Source organism: Paenibacillus sp. CAU 1782 (assembly GCF_054551715.1).
Window position 1 is genome coordinate 130,519 of the sequence record NZ_JBTOLL010000005.1, and the last position, 19,877, is coordinate 150,395.

General features: G+C 53.1%; 9 protein-coding genes. 5 read left to right on the plus strand and 4 right to left on the minus strand.

The window, feature by feature from the left end; translation table 11 throughout:
• Positions 1–71 precede the first annotated feature (71 nt).
• The 4 genes from ACX93W_RS14140 to ACX93W_RS14155 form a co-directional block, all read right to left on the minus strand.
• Entirely contained in the window at positions 72–1,103 is a 1,032-nt protein-coding gene (locus ACX93W_RS14140; protein ID WP_459393026.1) for a LacI family DNA-binding transcriptional regulator, read from the minus strand.
• Positions 1,104–1,249: 146 nt separating this feature from the next.
• Positions 1,250–4,036: a beta-galactosidase gene (locus ACX93W_RS14145; RefSeq protein WP_459393027.1), complete on the minus strand. Its 2,787-nt coding sequence runs from the start codon at positions 4,034–4,036 to the stop codon at positions 1,250–1,252.
• Between the two features lie 317 nt (positions 4,037–4,353).
• Positions 4,354–7,215 carry a glycoside hydrolase family 3 N-terminal domain-containing protein gene (locus ACX93W_RS14150; RefSeq protein WP_459393028.1) on the minus strand — a complete coding sequence of 954 codons (2,862 nt, stop codon included), beginning with the start codon at positions 7,213–7,215 and terminating at the stop codon, positions 4,354–4,356.
• A 366-nt stretch (positions 7,216–7,581) separates the two neighbouring features.
• The gene (locus ACX93W_RS14155) at positions 7,582–9,075 is read right to left on the minus strand and encodes a family 43 glycosylhydrolase (protein WP_459393029.1); all 1,494 of its coding nucleotides are present in this window, start codon (positions 9,073–9,075) and stop codon (positions 7,582–7,584) included.
• A gap of 631 nt (positions 9,076–9,706) precedes the next feature.
• On the opposite strand from ACX93W_RS14155, the gene ACX93W_RS14160 reads away from it, so the two are divergent.
• Genes ACX93W_RS14160 through ACX93W_RS14180 form a run of 5 tightly spaced genes read left to right on the plus strand, consistent with a single transcriptional unit; the run spans position 9,707 to position 19,841 of the window.
• The gene (locus tag ACX93W_RS14160) at positions 9,707–10,807 is read left to right on the plus strand and encodes an ATP-binding protein (RefSeq protein WP_459393030.1); all 1,101 of its coding nucleotides are present in this window, start codon (positions 9,707–9,709) and stop codon (positions 10,805–10,807) included.
• Positions 10,795–13,311: a DUF5682 family protein gene (locus ACX93W_RS14165; RefSeq protein WP_459393031.1), complete on the plus strand. Its 2,517-nt coding sequence runs from the start codon at positions 10,795–10,797 to the stop codon at positions 13,309–13,311. The genes ACX93W_RS14160 and ACX93W_RS14165 overlap by 13 nt, the downstream gene beginning before the upstream one ends.
• Positions 13,296–14,438 carry a VWA domain-containing protein gene (locus ACX93W_RS14170; protein WP_459393032.1) on the plus strand — a complete coding sequence of 381 codons (1,143 nt, stop codon included), beginning with the start codon at positions 13,296–13,298 and terminating at the stop codon, positions 14,436–14,438. Before ACX93W_RS14165 ends, ACX93W_RS14170 begins: the two co-directional genes overlap by 16 nt.
• A 45-nt stretch (positions 14,439–14,483) precedes the next feature.
• A complete protein-coding gene (locus ACX93W_RS14175) occupies positions 14,484–18,038 on the plus strand; it encodes a DUF4132 domain-containing protein (RefSeq protein WP_459393033.1) in 3,555 nt (1,184 codons plus the stop codon).
• 6 nt (positions 18,039–18,044) lie between these two features.
• The gene (locus tag ACX93W_RS14180) at positions 18,045–19,841 is read left to right on the plus strand and encodes a hypothetical protein (protein WP_459393034.1); all 1,797 of its coding nucleotides are present in this window, start codon (positions 18,045–18,047) and stop codon (positions 19,839–19,841) included.
• The last annotated feature ends 36 nt before the right edge of the window (positions 19,842–19,877 follow it).

Sequence of the window (19,877 nt, forward strand, 5' to 3'; positions counted from 1 at the left end):
TCAAAAAAAATGGGCCACGCTCATTAAAATAGCGTAAACCCGTCATTATAAAAACCGATGGCGCGGCTTGCTTACGAACGCGAAGGAGCTCCCGTGCTCTGTCTGACAACAAGCTGAGGTTCCAGGGAGGTCAGTTTTTTGACCTTCTCTTTATTCATCATGGCTTGCAGCACTTTGATCGCCGTACGCCCCAATTCATGGGCCTTCTGGGATACGGTGGTCAGCTCGGGAATAAAGTGATGGGACAGCGGAATATCGTCAAATCCAACAATCGACATGTCCTCTGGCACGGAAAGCCCCGACTCCGTCGCCGCTTTGATCGCGCCGATCGCGGTATAATCGTTAACGCAAAATACGGCCGTCGGTTTTTCCTTCATGGCAAGCAACTTCAACATTTGATGCTTGCCGGATTCGATAGAGAAGCTATCCGGGAGAAGCCATTCCTCTCGAACTTCAAGTCCTTCCTCTTTCATGGTCTTGCGGAAGGCTCGCAGCTTGATGGAGGTGGTTGTCATGTGGTTCTCACCGCCGATAAATCCGATATGCTTGTGCCCCAATTGGGCCAGATGCCGCACGGCCAACGCCGTTCCAAACGATTCGTCCGTGGCAACCCGGATCAACCCGGAGTTTTTCAACTCGCCGTTGACAAGCACAGTCGGAATCACGCTTGCATGCTGAACGAGCTCCTGAACCAGACGCTCGTCACATTGCTTCAGGTTTATGCGACCGCCCAAAAACATAATGCCGTCTACCCGCTTCTCGCGCATAATGCTGAGGTATTCCGATTCTTTTCGGGTGTCGCCGATGGAATTACTGAGAAGAAAGGTATGCCCGGACGACTGGGCTTCCTCTTCGGCTCCCGCAAAAACTTCCGGGAAAAAGGGGTTGGTCAAGTCGGGCACGATAACGCCAATGATACCGGTTTCTTTTTTCAACAGACTTCTGGCCATGGCATTAGGCTGGAAGTTGTACTTGCTGATTAGCTCTTCAATTTTGGCACGGGTACTTCCCTTGACCGGAGCGGTATCGTTGATCACGCGCGAAACAGTTGCAACCGATACTTTGGCCTCCTTGGCAATATCATATATCGTAACCTCTTTCAAGCTTAACGCTTCCTTCCTGCGACCAATTCTCGTCTCATTATAACAAAATTACCCAAGTTGTGACACAGGCTGTTTAGAGGCAGATGACGGGCAGGACCGCCAATTAGCGGGGATCCTGCCCTCTGTCGCAACTGTTCGATCCCTTGTTAGAGAGCGCTCCAGCGCCAGTCCGACTGATCATCGAACAACAGACGCGCATTTGACGGCTTCTTGCCTTGCTCGTCAAACAATGTCAGTTCATTGCCGCTTTCCTTGAGCCATGCAATTGGAAGCTTGTAATCCTCCTGCGGCCCGATCTGCCAGTAACGGCCCAAATCATGTCCGTTCAGCAAGATATAGCCTTTGCTCATGCCAGTCAGCCGCAGCTTCAGCTTGGGATGCGCATAGTTCGGTATAGCCGGCAAGTCAAACGTCGTGCTAAACCAGGATGGCGATGCCTCCTCGGCCGAGTCTCCCAACGCAACCGGAGACGCTTCAGGCTCCTCCAGCAGCGAAACCGCCCAGCCTTTCAGTTCCTTCTGCTTGTTGAAGGTCAGCAAGTCGAGACGATTCATCGGCGTGCGGAAACCTGGCATTTCAATCTGGTTGGTTCCTTCAATGACATAATCGGAAATATCGACATGATGGAATGCGAACCAGTTGTGGTATGCCTCCAGATGTACTTCCTTGCCGTTGATTTTCAGGCCGCTGGCGATGGCTCCGACCAGAATCGCGCCTTCATGCCCGGCAAGCTCGAAGGTCCGCGTAAGCGGAGCCTGGAAGCTTTCGTTCTGAACCTCGTCGAGATCAAAGCTTTCTCCGTTGCAAGACCAGCCGCTTCTCAAATCGAGAGCTGCGCCATCCAGGTAAACGGGACCAAAAATCCCTTTTTCCTCGCCCAGGTAAGGGGAGAAGTTAAGGCTTCCCATGTGCTGAACAAGCAATTGAAGCTTGCTGCTGCCTTGAGGCAGCCTGATTGTTGCGTATGCGGCTCCGACCTGGCGAATCATGGCTTGCTCGACGCCGTTGACGTATACCCGCGTGGAGTCTTGAACCGCGGAGAACACAAGCGTGCTTTCCTGCTCCTGCGGCACGTTGATTTCGCTGCTGTAGATCAGGTAGCCGAATTCCCGGTCAAGCTCCGCAAATCCAAGCGGCTGCGGTGATTTATCTCCGCCTTCCAGTCCCTGCAGATTCAGGTTTTTGACCTTCCAGCCCGACAGAACCGGCGCCTGAATCGGCGCGCGTTCATACACGCCAAGCTCAACCCCAAGAGTGCCGGACTCTTTGCCGTCCCAATCTCCCAGTAGCAGCTTGTCGCCATCGGGGCGTCCCGGAACGCCATCCACTCCGCCTTCCGCGTTCAAATCCAGATCATCCCAGCCAATCGCCCAGGCAATTGATTCGCCTTGGATTCTCCAGGCCCGATCTGACATGTGGCCGTTCAGCACGATGACCTCCACTTGTTCGCCGCCGCTTGTTATCTTAATCCGCTGCGGGGTTTGGAAATGGAATACATCCAGCGTGAGACTGCGCCCTTCAGCGCCGCTCTCCGCCAGCACAATGCCGTCGCTGCTGTACTCTATAGCTTGGATTGATTCAAATTGAATATAACTGCGCTGTCCGTCTTCTCCGGACAAAATAAGCGTGCGGACACCTCCGATGACATCGTTTCCGATCAGGAAGCCGCCGCAAGTCAACTGAAGGCCGGAGCCGATTTTTAGCCGGTCAATAATAGGAACAATTTGTCCGGGTTTGATGGAAACCGGAATCGTGCGGCCCTTCGCCAGCGTAATGGAGAAGCCTTCTTTCTCCTCCTTGCTGCTTTCCGCAAACCACAGCTTCTGTCCGTTCCACTCCCTGCCTTGAAGGCGGAGTCCGGAACCGCCGCGCGCCTCGCCATTTTCGATCGGCTCAGATTCCAGCAGCAGTTGTCCCAACGCTGTCGTAAACAGCGAGATTTTTTTGGACATCCGGTATTTTGGCGTTACCCTTCCATATTCGGAAAGCGGTGCGTCATAATCGTAGGAGGTCACCATAAAGATGTCGCTGCTTCCTACTGTGCGTCCGCCGTACCCGCTGAAGTTTGTGCCTCCAAAAAACATGTAGTGGCTGATTCCGTCAAAACCGGCGCGGATAATTTCCATCATTCTTTTTTCGTACAGCTCCGGGGTTTTCTGCGTAGCAGACGGCGCTCCCCAATGCTCGAACCAGCCCGTCCAGAATTCAGTTACGATCTTGGGCGCATCCGGCTGCTTAAGCATCAGCTTGTCGTAGTGGCCGTTAGCGCCGGACCAGAAATTGGCGCCTTCGATAGTTCCTTCCGCTCCTCCTTCGCATGTAATAAGCGGAACGTCGATGCCCCGGTCCAGCAGGCCATCGCGGAGGCTGTTCATATAGATTTTGCCGGATGCGTCATCCGCCAAATAGCCGTATTCATTTTCAACCTGTACCAGAATAACGCTTCCGCCCTTTGTAATCTGACGCGCGGAAATAATCGAAGCAATCTGGTCGAAATAGCGGTTGACGTAGTTCAGGTATACCTCGTTGTTTATGCGGAATTGGATGTCTTCCTTCGTCTTGAGCCAATAAGGAAAACCGCCAAAGTCCCACTCCGCGCAAATGAACGGACCCGGACGGGCAATGACCCACAGGCCCAGCTCTGCGCAAAGATCCAGGAAAGCGCCGCAGTCGTTGTCGCCTTCGAAGTTCCACTGGCCTTCCTGTGGCTCATGCACATTCCATGCAAAATAAGTATCGATGCAGTTCATACCCGCCAGCTTGGCCTTGACCAGCACTTCCCGCCACTCCTGCCTTGGCATGCGGAAGTAATGAATCGAGGCAATATTTAAAAATACTCGTTTTTCTCCAATCGTAAAGCTTTTGGCATCGTAGCTGATGTAGGCCTCATGACGCGATTGATTGGTCAACGCCAGATCTCTTATCTTCTCCACCGTTTGAGTCATCCATCTCTTTCCTTTCTTTATAAAACGCAATAGTTGGTCGAGGCAGCGGTGAATCTGTAAAAAAATGCGATTTCACTATTTATGAAATGGGTTTCATTAATTGCATATAAATTATAGAACTGTTTTGTAAACGTTGTCAACCATTTATCCCAAATCCATTCTGCCCGCTTTTAGGAAGGCGATTTTCGCCCTATTGTTACGGTCGCTTTTTGTCCTGAACTCGCGGAAATAGCGGCACCCCGATGGAGTGCCGCTGTTTTTTAGTATACGTAGTTCGATAGGCGTCTTCCCGTCTAACCTATGCTTTAAGCAGGTTGTCCGGCTGCCGGCTTGCGTTTCCGGAACAGGAAGTAGAATCCGGCAATAATGCCCAGCGCTACAATAACGTCGATAATAATGGTGATGATTGCCCATTGCGGCAAGTCCGTGCTCAGTCCGTTCTCCATACCGTTGCTGTTCGCCACGGTGTAAAGCACGTTGTGCGCATTTTCTCTCATCGCCAGCTGCGTATCAATGCTCTTGCTGTCGATTTCCGGCACGCCAAACGGCGCAACGCCGGTAAGAAGAATGTCGTTACCCGCCCGGAAAGCCAAATCAGCGATCATGTACGGATAAGCAACATTAATGAAGAAGTCTGTATTAACGATTCCTTTAAAGCCCCACTCGTTGCGAAGCACTTCCTTCAGCAATGCCGAGCTTGCTCCGGCCCACGTGTTGCCGATGCTGTTGAAGCTTGACATAGCGCCGTGCGCGTCGCCTTCTTTTACCGCATATTCAAAACCTTTCAGGTAGATCTCGCGGATCGCTTGCTCGTTGCTCCAAGTCAAAACGCCTTTTACCCGGTTGATTTCCTGATCGTTAAGCGCAAAATGCTTCATGTAGGCGAATCCGCCATGGCTTTGGTAAGCTTTCGTCACTTCTGCGGCGAATTTGCCGGAGAGAAGCGCGTCTTCGGAATAATACTCGAAGTTTCTGCCGCCAAAAGCGCTGCGGTGAATGTTAACGCCTGGTGCGTACCAGCCGGTTACGTCATAGGCAACAGCTTCCGCGCCTACCGCGTCACCCATTGCAGTGGCAAGTTCGATATTCCAGGTCTGAGCAAGCATAACCTCGGATGGGAATGCAACGCCGGACATTGGATCTTTGGACAGAAGCGCGCTGATGCCCGCCGGTCCGTCATAGTCCACCGTAGCCGGTTTGCCAACGGATTGCACTTCCAGCGTGCGGTATCCGCCCAGCGTGCCGATCGATACCAATTCGGAAAGAGACAGTTGGTCCAGCAGCTCGTTCCAGCTCTCGTCATTGTAATCAACGCCAACATAATCGCTCAGCTTTTTGCCGTTGTCTTTGCCCACTGTTGGCGCGTTTTGCTCCACGTCGGCAGGGATATCGTAACGTTTGCTGTTGACGAAATCTACAAATGCAGCATCAACAAGCTTGCCTTTTACTTGTTCTTTTGCGCCTTCGGCGTCTGTTACTTCAAAGTTGTTGCTGATGTTCAAAACATCCATGTTCGCAAAACCGTTGGCACGGGAAAGGTAAGCTTCGATGCTTCCCAAACCGGTTACAAGGTCGTCGAACTGGTTAACGGCTACCTGCTCGTCGCTAGGACGTCCAGTTTCGTTGTATACAACTTCCGCAAGCGTTTTGGAGCCTACGTCTGCGATTTTGTCATGCGAGTTGTTCATCAGAAGCAGTTGGTATTCGCCCGGCTCGAGCACGTAGGAACCCGTGCTGCTGTAAGCGCCAGTGTAATCGTAAGCCGACATGTCCTCTACTTTAAACGAGAGGGTTACCGTTTCGGATTCTCCCGCCTTCAACAGACCTGTTTTGGCAAAAGCCGCAAGCTCGATCGAAGATTTCTCGATTTTGCCCGTGTATGGAGCAGAATAATAAAGCTGTACGACTTCTTTTCCGTCCACAGCGCCGGTATTGGTTACTTTCACGTCTACCGTAATCTCCGAATCATTCCAATTCAGGCTATCCGCTACAACCTCTTGATTAAACGTCGTGTAGCTCAGGCCGTAGCCAAACGGGAAGGAAACCTTCTCGTCATAGTTGATAGCGCCTTCTGCTGCAGCCGTTTCATAATAACGGTAGCCGACATAAATGCCTTCTACATAATCGACGTAAGTCAGCGCAACGTTGTTTTTGTCGGCAGCTACCGAATACGAGCCGTCTCCGTTATCCAGCACGTATCTGAAGTCGCCAAAGTTTTTGGCGGCTGGCGCGTCAAGAACGTCGGTTGCAAATACGTCAACCGTTCTGCCGGACGGGTTAAGCTCACCCGCCAGCACCTTGCCAAGGGAAGCAAAGCCGGTTTGTCCCGGTCCTGCAACCGTTACGATACTTTTGATTCCATTGTAATCATTTACCCAATCCAGCTCGAATGTATTCGAAGCGTTTACAATGAGAATAATTTTGTCAAAATTTTTCGTAACCGCATCAAGCATGCCCAGCTCGCGAGTGCTCAGCTCCAGGTAATGCTTGTTTGGATCCATGTCGTCCGCGTTGCCGAAGCGTTCGCCGCTTGGCCCCATAGTCGTGCCGTTTGGATCATACGTATCTTTGCCGTCCAATACGGTAGGCAAGTCTTTGCCTTCGCCGCCTGCGCGAGCGATGAAAATAATAGCCGTATCCGAAAACTCGGTTGCTTGCTTCATTCTTTCATCCGTATAGAAATCAGCCGCTACCGGCTCAGGAATCGTCCAGTCATAACCTTCAATGCCGGATACCGGTCTTTCAATTCCGGTTGCGACGTAATCATCGTACAATTGCTGGTTGACCTCAAAGCCAGCTGCTTCGAGTCCCGCTTTTGGCGTAACAGCCGTCGACGCGTCCGCCGCGCCGGAGCCCGATCCCAGGTATACAGGCGCAGTAAAGCTCCAGCCAAACACGTTAACCTTTTTGTTATCCGTCATTGGCAGCATGTTTTCTTTGTTCTGAAGAAGGACAAGCCCTTCGTCCGTAATCAGCTCGGACACCTGAATCGACTTGGCGCGAGCATCCTTCGCTTCCGGAGTCGTAATGTCGATTTTGCTGAAATAAGACGTGATGACATCCGAATAATAAGCCAAAGCAATGTTTGTTCCCACGCCAAGAAGCAGCAAGAGAGACAGCAACGAGCTTATTATGATTTTAAACTTCTTTCCTTTTTTCCCTGCCATATCTTTTCCCCCAGTAAAATGACTTTGAATCGCTTTCATGTCGTTACAATGAAAAGTTTTGCGCGCGTTTTCAATTGCACTGTAAGTTTAACGCATAAGATGCCTAAGTTAAATCAACCAAAAGTTAAGGGGGGTAACTTTTAGTTTAGTGGAAAAAACGCGGTGAAAAAGACTTGCTCGGCGATCTTTCCGATTAAGAGGCAATGCCTTATGGAGATTGGCGATGTATGGGGGTCCCGTTGAGAGCTGCGATTGCCAAACTTCTCATACATTCCATACCTATCACACCTTTCATACATTCCCATACCTTTCATACCTTTCAAACTTTCATACCTTTCAACATTACGGTGGCCAAGGTCCCGCTCCCTATCCCAAAATAAATGAGCGGAAGTCCAGCTTGCCGGAGCCGCTGAACGTAAAGTAGATACCCTGCTTGCCGGTTTTAGCCCCTGACACAGCTTTTGTTCTATAGTACATAAATCCTTCGCTTGGCCCAATACGTATTTCGGCAAAAGGAGCTTCCCCCAAAGCGTGGCATATCTTCATCGTTCCAGATGCGCTGCCGCGTACGCAAACGGCGACTTCTTTAACATTTTCCAGCCAAAAATATTTATACCCCGCAACCGCGCCATCCCGCATATTGGCGATGAACTGGTCCGGATTGTCCTCTCTATCCCTTCCGCTCTGAGTAAAATAGGGATGCTTGCGGAAGAAGACGCCGCCAAAATAGACGCCGTACCTGCCTGCGCCTTTACTCGACATGAGATGGCACGCGATATGCGACGGATATTCGCCTTCTCCCCGCAGCGGACCATCGTTCAGGCCGCAGCTTGTTATTTCAACCTGGGGAATGCTGCCGTCCTCCAGGATCGTAATTTTTTCGGCAAGTCCCTGCCTGGAGTAGTGATGCCGATTACTTTGCCGATGATAGAACACATACCATTGATTTCTAACCCTGACCATACTGCCATGGTTGTTGCCGATATAATTCAGGGCGTCCCGGTCGGAGCTTCGCCCGTCAAGATACAAATCTCCGTTACTGACAAGGGTTCCGCCATAGGCGAAGCCGCCCGTTGGACTGCTGCTCGTTGCGTAGCAAAGCTCGTGTCCGTTAACCGACGAATAGATGAAGTAATATGTATTCCCTATTTTCCGCATGGAGCTGGCTTCAAAAAACTCATGTCCCCGAAACCCCGTGCCCTCCGCTTCTCCGGCTTTAGGGAAAAGCAGCTTTGGTTCTCCAACAACCGTCACCATATCGGAGTCCAGCCGAATGACGTATCCTCCTTTGACCGAACGCCTCTTCCAACCCGTCAGAAAGGCCGGTACGCTTCTCTTGGGCGCAAAGCCGGAGTACAGATAAACGCTGCCATCATCGTCTACGAAAATACCGGGGTCAAACAGCATAGGGTCCCCGCTTTTATCCCAGAGAAGCTCGCCGTTCGGGCGGCTTACATATCCGTAGAACTGGTATTCCCCCGCTGGCGTATCGCAAACGGCTACCGACATGACGCTGCTGAACGATACCGTGTAGTATAAATAATATCTGCCGTCCGCCCCTCTCGCGACATCCGGCGCAAACATTTGATACAACCCCCATTTGTTTCGGGGGTCCTGTTTCTTTCGATAGATAACGCCTTCGTATCGCCAATCGCCAAGGTCGTCGACGGGCGCGGACCAGCAGACGTAATCGTTCATGCAAAAAAGCTTGCCGTTAAAACGGTCATGGGAGCCGTAAACATACAGCCTGTCGCCAAATACATACGGCTCCCCGTCCGGTATATACTCATAACTGGGCAAATACGGATTAAAGCTTTGTTTCTTCATCGCGCCCCACCATCCCGCCTCCAGATTTTTCACGAAAAAAGAGACTGCCACGCACGTTGTAAGCGCATTTGGCAATCCTGGGCATTCCCCTAATCCCGGACCTTCTCCTATATTAGTTTACCTACCGGGGACTTTGCGCGATATCAACCATATGTAAGCGGCATCAACTTTTTGTTTAGGGGTTGCCTTGAATCAATTCACCTTTCACAAATGCCGTACATCGACTCTCCTTACACAAATGCCGTACATCGACTCTCCTTACACAAATGTCGAACATCAATTCACCTTACGGACACCCGTGACCGTTAGCAGCCTTTTTTGACTAAAAGCTGCTTTTTAGCGGTCACTTATGACCGTTACGCCGCTTTTTCAACCTATTTTTTGCTATTTTCGAGCGCTGACGGACATCCATGACCGTTACATCGGAATAATTCGCCATTTTCGGCTCTAACGGTCATTTATGACCACTAGCAGTTCTAGCAAGCGGCATTGATGCCAACCTGGACACCTGGACAACCTAGCAGGACCAAAGGCTTATTACTCCCTTTCCAATCAAGGACATTCAAACCATTTTTGAAGCGTTTTTTGAATGCATGCGGAAGGATGTGGTAAAATACTACAAAATAGAACGTATGATCTCGTTATTTTGGAGGAGATTTCTGATATGGAAATGATCAAGCCGCCCGCCGAAGTCCTGTACGAAAAAGAGCTGCTTGCGCTGCGGGAAGAAGATTCCGGGAAGCGTCCTCCGCAGTGGCTGCTGTCCCCCGCTTATGTCCGCGACTTTATTATCGGACGCGAAAAACCGGCTGTGCTGAACGGCGAAAAAGTGGAGATTACACGCAAGTTCTATGGCAACGATGTTTTGATCGAGCGCGCGATTGTGACGCTTGCCGGTAATCGCGGGCTGCTGCTTGCGGGCGAACCGGGAACCGCTAAAACCATGCTAAGCGAGCTGTTGTCCGCCGCGATCTCCGGCACAAGCCTGAACACCATCCAGGGTACGGCCGGCACCACCGAGGATATGATCAAATATTCCTGGAACTACGCCATGCTGCTTGATCAAGGCCCATCCGAAGCGGCGCTTGTTCCTTCGCCCCTCTATACGGGGATGAAGCAGGGCATCCTGGTCCGATTCGAGGAAATTACCCGCTGTCCCGCGGAAGCGCAGGACAGCTTGATCAGCATTATGAGCGACAAGGTGCTGAATATACCGGAGCTGAGCGGCGGCGTATTGTTCGCCCGCCCCGGCTTCAACATTATCGCGACCGCCAACATACGCGACAAAGGCGTCAATGAAATGAGCGGCGCATTAAAACGCCGCTTCAACTTTGAAACGATTGCCCCGGTCAGCAGCGTCAAGCTGGAGGCCAAAATCATACAGTCGCAGGCGCGAAGCCTGCTGCAGCATAGCGGCGTCGAGGCCGAAATCGATATCGATGCCGTCGAGCTTCTGGCGACCACCTTTCTGGAGCTGCGCTCCGGCCTGACGCGCGAGGGCTACAAACTGGACATCCCTCAAGCGGCCATGAGCACGGCCGAAGCGGTGTCCGTTTATGTGCAAAGCGCGATGACCTCTTACTATTTTGAAGATAAAAAAATAACGCTGGACCGTCTGGTGCAAAACCTGGCAGGCACCGTGGTTAAGGAAAACGATAAGGATCACAGTATTTTGAAGGCTTATTTCTCCAAGGTCGTCAAGGAACGCGCCGCCTCCGAAGGCATGTGGAAGCAGTACTACGAGGAGCGCAAATGGATCGGTTAACGGGCAAGCATCGCGAGTTTCCAGACAATGACCTGCCAGACATGGGCCAGCTTGAGGAAGGCACTCGGCGGCTCGGCGCATTGTTTAATGAGCGGGTGTGCAATCTGGAGAGCGATACGGTCTACATACCCATCCGCCATCACAGCCCGGCCTGCTCCTTCCATCTGCTGCAAACCATCGCGGCATACAAACCCGATATCATTCTGATTGAAGGTCCGGAGAGCGGCAGCCATCTCATTCCCGTGTTGGCCGCTGACGCCAGCGAACCGCCGGTCAGCCTATACTGTTCTTATGAGGATGAATACGGAAAAGCCGCAAGCTATTATCCGCTTCTCCGTTATTCGCCGGAATACGTTGCGATGAAAGAGGCTGCCCGCCTTGGCATTCCCGCCTTGTTCATCGACCTGGACCGCCATCCCCGGAGGGATGCCGCGGAAACGTCTGATGGCGAAAATGGCGGGCGGGCAACATCCGCCCAGGACGAAAGCCTGCTGGCGCAGTCGGAGTTCATTTCAACCCTGTGTCAAAAAACAAACAGCCGCAGCTTTGACGAGTTATGGGAGAAGCTTTTTGAAATACGGGGTTCGGCGGTGGATACGGAAACATTCCTGCGCGATGTTTTCACCTATTGCACGTTGTCCCGTCTGTGCTATTCCCGCGAGCAGTTGGAGTCTTCGGGAGATCTTGCCAGAGAAGAGCGCATGAAGACGCACATTGCATCTGCAAGACAAGGACACAATCGCGTTCTGGTTCTTACCGGCGGTTTCCACACTTACGCATTGATTCAGAATGAAGCAGCCGAAGAAGAAACTATCGAATCCAGAGAATCAATGGAAACAACGGAATCAAGCGAGTCTAGCGAGTCTAGCGAATCAATCAAATCATACGAACCTGTCACAACGGAAGCACCCGGGAACATACACATTTATCCCATGGTATATACGATGAAGGAAGCGGATCGGCTGAATGGTTATGCCAGCGGCATGCCTCATGTCCGGTATTACGATCTGCTCTGGGACAGGCTGTTGGACCGGAAGCCAAACCCCTTTTCAAGGACGGCCATTCACCTTCTGACGGCTCTGTCCCGCAAGCTGCGGCAAGGGCATGAGACGGTTTCGACCGCCGATGCCATTGAAGCCTACAGCATGCTGCAAGGACTGGCCGGCCTTCGCGGCAAAAGAGAAGGCGGCGTATACGAGCTACAGGACGCCACCCTTTCGGCTTTTGTCAAAGGCGAGCTGACGCTTGCTACCGGCAAGCCGCTGGAAGAGTTGGCCGCTCTGCTAACCGGGGATGCGATAGGGAATGTCGCTCCGAATGCTTTTAGCGTACCGATCGTAGAGGATTTCAAACGGCTCTGCGGCGAAGCCGGACTTCAGCTCAAAGCAACGGGCAGGAACAAAAAAACGCTGGAGCCCTACGCCAAATCCAGGCATCGGGAGCAGTCCCGGCTGTTTCAGTGCACAAGCTATCTCGTTCCGGAATTTGCCGTACGGGATGCCGGTCCCGACTGGATAGCCGGACGAAACCTGAATCTGGTTCGCGAGGCTTGGACCTACGGCTATTCCTCGCTGATTGAAGCCCGGCTTATTGAATGCTCGATTTACGGAGGCGCTCTGCGGGAAGCGGCGGAACGCAAGCTTGAAGAGGAGCTGGCGAACCTGCCGGAGCATCAGAGCGGAGCTTTTGCCGGAGCTATGCTGAAGGCTTTGCTGATGGGCCTTCAGGACACGGCGGGGCGGCTCTTTGACCGCGTGCGGCAAGCCCTGCGGCAGGACGGCCATTTCTTGTCGCTCTGCCAAACGTTGACCGTACTTACCCGCATAAGCCAGCATGGGCGCTTGCTGGGGCTGGAGCATGATGAAGCACTCCGGCAGCTGGTGCAGGAGGCTTACCGCAATGCCGTGGACAAGCTGCCGCAAATCGCGCGGGCCCATGAGGACGAGCATCCCGGCATCGTGCAGGGCATCAAGCTGCTGGCCATGCTGGCGTCGTCTCCGAGTCAGGAGTTTCCTGACCAGCCGATAAAAAGCTACATAAACGAGCTGCTGGACGATCATGGCCTTCCAGCGCAGCTTAGCGGCGTGTGCATGGCGGTTTCCCTCTCGCTGGGAGAGAAAACGCGCCAGGAGCTGGTGGGCAGAGCCCAATCGTATATCCGGGGCACGCCGGATCAAGCGAAGCAGATCCCTAACTATTTGTCAGGCGTCTTTGCCGCAGCACGCGATGCTTTCCTGTACGACAATGAGCTGCTGGAGGAGCTGGATCGGCTAATCGGGGAGCTGCCGCATGAGGAGTTTATTGCGATGGCGCCGGAATTGCGGCTTGCCTTCACCTACTTCACTCCGATGGAAACCGCGCTAATCGCGGAACGGGTGGCGGATCTGCATCAAAGCGAGCCGGAGGAGCTCCTCCTGCCGCCGGTTGACGAAGCAGACCTTCTTCGCGCCAAAAACCTGGACGACGGAATTCGAAAGGAGTTCGAAGCATGGAAGCTGGCATAACCCAAAAGGAGCAGTTGAATCGCTGGAGACTTATTTTGGGCGAAGCTGCGGACGACGGACTGGCCCGGGGAAACGGCTACTCGGAGGAGCAATTTGCGTATGTCGAGGAGGACGAGTTGCTGTCCTTCCTGTATGATCGCGAATACAGCGAGGAGCAGGGCTACCGGCAAGGCGGAAGCCGCGATCCTTCGCAGCTCACCGTTCCCCGCTGGCTCGGCAAGGTGCGGGAGCTTTTTCCCAAGCAAACGGTGGAGGTGCTGGAGAAGCAGGCTCTGGATCGTTACGGCCTGACAGAGCTTCTGACGGACAAAAAGACGCTGAGCACCCTGCAGCCCAATATGAATTTGCTCAAAAGCATTCTCCAGTTCAAAGGGCGCATGAAGGGCGAAGCGCTGCAAAACGCCAAGGAAATCGTTCGCACCGTCGTTGACGATCTCCGCCGCAAGCTGGAATCGCAGGCCAAAGCCAGCATTTCCGGCAAACGCAGCCGTTATGCCGCCAGCTCCATCCGCTCCTTGCGCAATCTGAACGTCAAAAAAACGATCATCAAAAACCTTAAACATTATGATAAAGCGAAAAAACGCTTTGTCATCGACCGGCTCTATTTTGACGGGAGCATTCAGCCCCATAACAAATGGAACATCGTGATTGCCGTGGACGAAAGCGGCAGTATGCTGGATTCCGTCATTTACAGCGCGGTCATGGCGAGCATTTTCGCAAGACTGAACGCTTTGAAAACGCGTCTGCTTATTTTTGACACCGAGGTTGTTGATTTGACGGGGCGTCTGGAGGACCCTGTTGATTTGCTCATGAGCGTGCAGCTTGGCGGCGGCACTCATATAGCGAAGGCGCTGCGCTACGGCGAAACGCTGATCGAAAATCCGGCCAAAACGATATTTATTTTGGTCAGCGATTTGGAAGAAGGTTATCCCGTCAGGGGAATGTACAAGGCCTGCAAGGACATTATCGATTCCGGCAGCAAGCTGCTGGTGCTGACGGCTCTTAACTTCGACGGCGACGCCGTCTATAACAGACAAGCGGCGCAGCATATCGCCAATATGGGGGCGCATGTTGCCGGCATCACGCCAAACGAGCTGGCGGAATGGATTGGAGAAATCATCACCTGATCATAAAAAATTTTATTGCGGCGCAACGCCGGGAGGTATTGAACAATGACAACGGTAACGATAGATCCTGCGGTTCTGGCATTGGCTGAACGGTTTGCCAAGGCATGCTCCGATGAATATTCGGCCAAGGTCGACCGCAAGAACGCGATAATGGACTATATTTTGGGCAAAAGCGATCAGTTGCCCGATATGCTGCAAAATGCCAGCAATTATGCCTACAAGTCCATTGAATGTCTGGAGAAGCTCTCCAAAAAAGACGAAAGCGACGTCTTCTACCGGGCTGCGGCTCTGCTTATGTACGTCGCGGGCAGGCAAATCAGAAGATATTCCTGGCTCACCAGTCCTTTTGCAGTCGCTCTGGGGGACGAAGCCCAGGTACATGGCTTGGCGTACTCCGGAAAACCATCGGCGGACCGTATTTCCCGTCTGGTTGACCGCCTTTCCCGCATCCGGCAATTCGCGGGAGACAAAGCGATTACCGACGAATTGTCTTCCCGGGTTGGCAATTGCAAGTTTCAGAATAAAAATACCGAAGACGCCAGAGAAATCGTGGAAACGATGTTTTTGCTCAAGCTTTATGCCGGGTTGGAGCCCGGAAATACACATCAGTTTAAAAGCTCCCGTCTGTCTGCCGGCCTGCCCGATGTGCTCCAGGCTGTGTTGAACGATGACACGGAGCAGCTGCAATCGCAGCTTCATTCCATTATGGAGCCGCTTGTTGTCCAGCGCATTCAGTCCAAGGACAATCAGTCCGCGGCTGCACTGGATTCAGCTTTTTTGCAGGAAAAGCGCGACAACATAATCGCGGAGCGTTTCTCCACTACTGCGCTTAACCCAAAAGACAGCTTATCCTCGCAGGTTTTTCATCAAAATCTGCTGCTGATTGCATGCGCTTTGCTCTACGCCATGAATGTCGCAGGCGGAAAAGCGGAGTTTTTGAAATGCGGCGACGAAGCAAGCAAGCTGATCCTGGATGCCGCGCGAACGCTTCATGACGTTTATCCGCTGGAGATCCGCAGGTATCTGGCCTCTCTCGACGGACGCCGCTACAACTACCAAAGCGAGCCGCTGGAGGGCATTCTTTCGCTGGAAGAGCCATATAGCCTGATCGAACAGCTGCGTTTGGAGCTGCACAGCTATGCTCCTTCCTGGCACAACCTGAAAGCCGCGGTAGAGGAACGAACGGATCGCGCTCTTCGCGCCTACGGCATTATTCGCTCGCCTTATATGAAGGCTTATCTGCACAAGGTGCTCTCCGACAAGGGGATCGCGCTGCCCGCAAGCGCCGGTACGCCCGAGGAATCCGTATTTGCCGTGCTTCGCGACCCTTCCGAGGGCGGACGCCCCGGTCTTGGGTTAGCCCGTTATCTGGACGGAAGCGCAACGATGGCCGACTTCTGGAACGATCAGAATACCCGAAAGCTTTTTGACATCCGAAATCGGGATAATCGCCGCATCCATCTATTGATTGCCGCCAGCCTGCTCCCGGTGGAATCGCAGCCCTATCGCAGATTGGCCATTCTTCTGACCTCGCCGGAGGTTACAACGATGGATGCATTGTCCGACCTGAACCGTTCCTTTGCCTTTAGCGGGGAGCAGCTGCTCAACGTGTACGGAGACGATCCCGAGGTAGACCGGAAACGGCTGCTGTCCGAGCTGCTCAAGCTGAATGGAGCCAGGGACTATGTCTATACGGCGGTGCCGGCGGATGAATATCGCAGTATTATCGAGCAAAATCTGGAGGATGTCATCGACGATTACAAAAATTTGCCCACGGATGCTCGCCTGATCGCGCTCGACAGCGCCTTTCTGAACCGTGAACGGTTGTCCGTCAAAAAAATGGCCTCGGTCATGGCGGCCGGTTTGCTGGATTCCTCTAAAAAAGCCAACGCCCTGGCACTCTCCCAGTTCGGTCAGGCGGCAGACAAAGCATTGTACATGGAGCTGTACCGAAGCGAGAAAAAAGCGTCGGTCAAGGAGCTTGTTCTGGATGGCGTCCGCAGCCTGCCGGACAGCATGGCTGTTTATCAGGAGCTGCTGGACGGAGAAAAAAACGGCGATTGGAAATCGCTGATTCAAATTTTGATGAACACATCCCAGCTTGGCCCGGCCCATGCCCATGCCGCGCTTGCTGATCTCGCAGACGCCAAAAAGCTGTCCAGGTTGAGCTGGGTTTCCCCCAGCGAATTGCCAGCATTGAGAGGAACGGACGGAACAAACCTCGACGACCGGATCAAAACGTATATGTTGATTCAGTCGGTGGATCATACCACGGCTCCCAACGAGCGGTTGAACGAGCTTCGCTCCTATGTGGATGGAGATTCACTGGCGCAATTCGCCATTCAACTGGTTCAGCACTGGATCGGGCAAAATGCTCCCGCGAAGGAAAAATGGGCCTTGTTTGTCGGCGCGTTGTTCGGCGATTCCAATCTGGCCCGGCTGCTGGGCCCGCAAATCAAGGAATGGACGGAGAACAGCCGTGGAGCTATGGCCGCGGAGGCCGTCAAAGCTCTCTCCTACTTGAAGGAGCCAGCCGCCCTGATGATGATCGACACCATCAAACGAACCGTCAAAAACCGCCAAGTCAAGGGAGCAGCGGAGGAAGCGCTTGTGATGGCTGCGGAAAATCAAGGGCTGACGCCGGAGCAGCTGGAGGACCGACTGGTCACCTCGCTTGGTTTTGACGCCGAAGGCACGCAGCAGCTCAGCTATGGCGAACGCGCCTTCCGCATCAAGGTTAACCGCGAGCTGGAGATTGTCGTATTGAACGAAGAAACCGGCAAAACGCTCAAAAGCTTGCCGGCTCCCGGTCAAAAGGATGACGCTGAGCTTGCCGCAAAAGCCAAGGCTGCGCTGGCCCAGCTTAAAAAGGATCTAAAAACAATGGTTTCCATCCAGGCGCTTCGGCTGGAGGAATCATTATCCAAGCAGCGGCTTTGGAGCGCGGAGGACTGGACCAGCCTTTTTGTCGCCAATATCATTATGCAGAAATTTGCGGTCGGACTGATTTGGGGCGTTTACGAAGGCGGCAAGTTATCCGGCACATTCCGCTATATGGAGGACGGAACCTTCAATACCGTTGACGAAGATGAGTGTGATTTGCCTTCCGGCGCGCATATCGGACTCGTCCACCCGCTTGAACTGGAGCCGACTGTTTTGACAGGCTGGAAAACCCAGCTTGAGGATTATGAAATCAAGCAGCCGTTCCCTCAGCTCGATAGAGATATCCATCTTGTAAAGCCGGAGGAGCGCCAAAGCCGTCAGTTCGACCGTCTTCCGGGGGAGGAATTTTCGCCTACCGCTTTCCCAAAAGCTCTTGAAAAATACGGCTGGTACAAAGGGCCGGCGATGGATGGCGGCTGGTACACTGAGCTTTATAAGGATTACGGCGACCTGATTGCAGAGCTTCGCTTCAGCGGCGCCAGCATTTCCTATTATGAAGGCATGGAGCAAATTACGCTGGAGGCCGTTCAGTTCTACCCTAACAAACGCGACAAGTATTATTATTACGGCAATCAGGACGGAATACCGCTGGAGGAAGTTCCCGGCCGTATTTACAGCGAAACGCTTTACGATATATTGCGGGCGGCGGGGCGTTGATCAACCATGACGCAAGCAGCCGCGTTCCAGCAAAGCTTCAAGCAGTTTATCGCCTTCTGCACCGAGGACTATCTGATCCGCCATGCCAATAAAGGCCTCTACAATCGGGCGGTCAAAGACATTGATAAAGGCATGGATGCAAGCTACATCTTCGGGGACAGCTCCGTGGAATGTACGCTGGGAGACGGAACCCAGTGCACACTGGGGGCCGAATTGGAGAGCGCGTCATGCTCCTGCCCGGCGGATACGATGTGCAAGCATATCCTGATCGCTATTTTATTTTTCGCCAAGGAGCATGCCTCGCCGTCCAACGACGTCGGGCATGAGGCTCCCAAAACCGGCGCGTGGCCTATTGACTCCGCGTCTGCCGGTTCACAGCCAGGCTCCGCGTCTGCCGAAGAGCCCGCTAAATCTGCCGGTTCGCTGCCAAGCGATGCGTCTGCCGAAGGGCAGAAAAGCCGGCTTGATGCCTTCCGTTGGATGCTGGCCGAGGACCTTGCTCCATTGCTCGCCAGCTTTTCGGCGGCGCTGATACAGGAAGCTTTGTTCCGCCTGCAATATGCCGAAGAAATTTCCGTTATCACGGATTCCTTGCTGACCGTTTCGCTCAATTCGCAAGGCATCGAGGTATCTTTTAAAGAGAATGGCAATCCCGCCAAAGCGCTTTGCAAAACAAAAGGAAGGCCCGGAGATCTCGCCAGGCTGGAGGCGCTGCTGCGCTACCGGGCAATGAATGGGCTCGATGACAGCCAAACCTTAGGGGACAAAGCCTTCGAGCCAAAGTTTTCCCGTGAGACAGTGGCGGAGTGCCGGGCATTGCTGGGCGAGATGTTGGCCGTGGGACTGGCAAGGCTGCCGCACTTTTTTGCCGCCAGACTGGAAACGTTGGCCGTAGCGGCCCGCAGCGGGGATCTGCCCGATATCGAACGCGGACTGCGGGGCATTCAAGGTGAGCTGGAGCTGTTTTTCAATCGGCATGTCCGTTTCTCCATGAATGCTATGTTGGACCGGATCACGGGCTTGATCTTAAGGCTCAATCTTCTGGAGCAGGAAAATGCGCAGTCTCGGCAGAAAGCGCAGCTTGTCGGCACATTCCGAAGCGCTTATTATGCCGTGCCGCAACTCCGGCTGTACGGCCTGGGAGCGGAGCCTTGGGAGACCCGCTCCGGCTATCGCGGCTTGACTTATTATCTGTTTGGCCTGGATGACGGAAAAATCTATACGTACAGCGATGCTCGCGCCGTTTTTTATGAGGGGCAGTCCTTCTCCTTCCAGCAGCGTTATGAAGCCTTTTCTCCCTGGCTGCCTCATCTGACGATGAAGGCTTTTTCGGAGAGCGAGATGGTCTTTGGTTCCGCAAAGCTGAACATGGAGCGCCGGCTCTCCTCCAGCGAAAGCGCCCGGCTTGTTCTCGAAAAGCGGCAGCCTGTTGAAGAGCTTCAGCTCGGAGATCTTCTAAGAGAGCCAGCAATGTTGCGGCATGAGGGCGAAATGGCGCCTGCTTTGTTTGGACATCCGCACGAACATCTCGTTTTTATCCACGTAACATCAATTACGGGAAGCCAATTTAACAAGCACTCGCAAAAGCTGGAGCTTTACGCTCAAGCCGGTAACGGCGAAGCTGTTTTGTTGACGCTGGCCTACCACTCCGAGCAGGCCAAAGCTTTCAAGCTGCTTGAGAGTGCAGGGTGGCAATCCAGGCAAACCGATTTTTATGTTTTTGCCAGGGTAACAAATGAAGAGATTAATCCCATCAGCCTCCTGAAAAAAACGGCGGTTGCTAGTGTAAGGCTTTTACAATAAGATGTACGATCAGGTTCAAAACACCAATTTTATGGG

Coding starts and splice junctions, on each gene's coding strand:
- ACX93W_RS14175 (WP_459393033.1), top strand. CDS start 14,484: ATGACAACGGTAACGATAGATCCTGCGGTTCTGGCATTGGCTGAACGG.
- ACX93W_RS14150 (WP_459393028.1), bottom strand. CDS start 7,215: ATGGCAGGGAAAAAAGGAAAGAAGTTTAAAATCATAATAAGCTCGTTG.
- ACX93W_RS14180 (WP_459393034.1), top strand. CDS start 18,045: ATGACGCAAGCAGCCGCGTTCCAGCAAAGCTTCAAGCAGTTTATCGCC.
- ACX93W_RS14165 (WP_459393031.1), top strand. CDS start 10,795: ATGGATCGGTTAACGGGCAAGCATCGCGAGTTTCCAGACAATGACCTG.
- ACX93W_RS14160 (WP_459393030.1), top strand. CDS start 9,707: ATGGAAATGATCAAGCCGCCCGCCGAAGTCCTGTACGAAAAAGAGCTG.
- ACX93W_RS14170 (WP_459393032.1), top strand. CDS start 13,296: ATGGAAGCTGGCATAACCCAAAAGGAGCAGTTGAATCGCTGGAGACTT.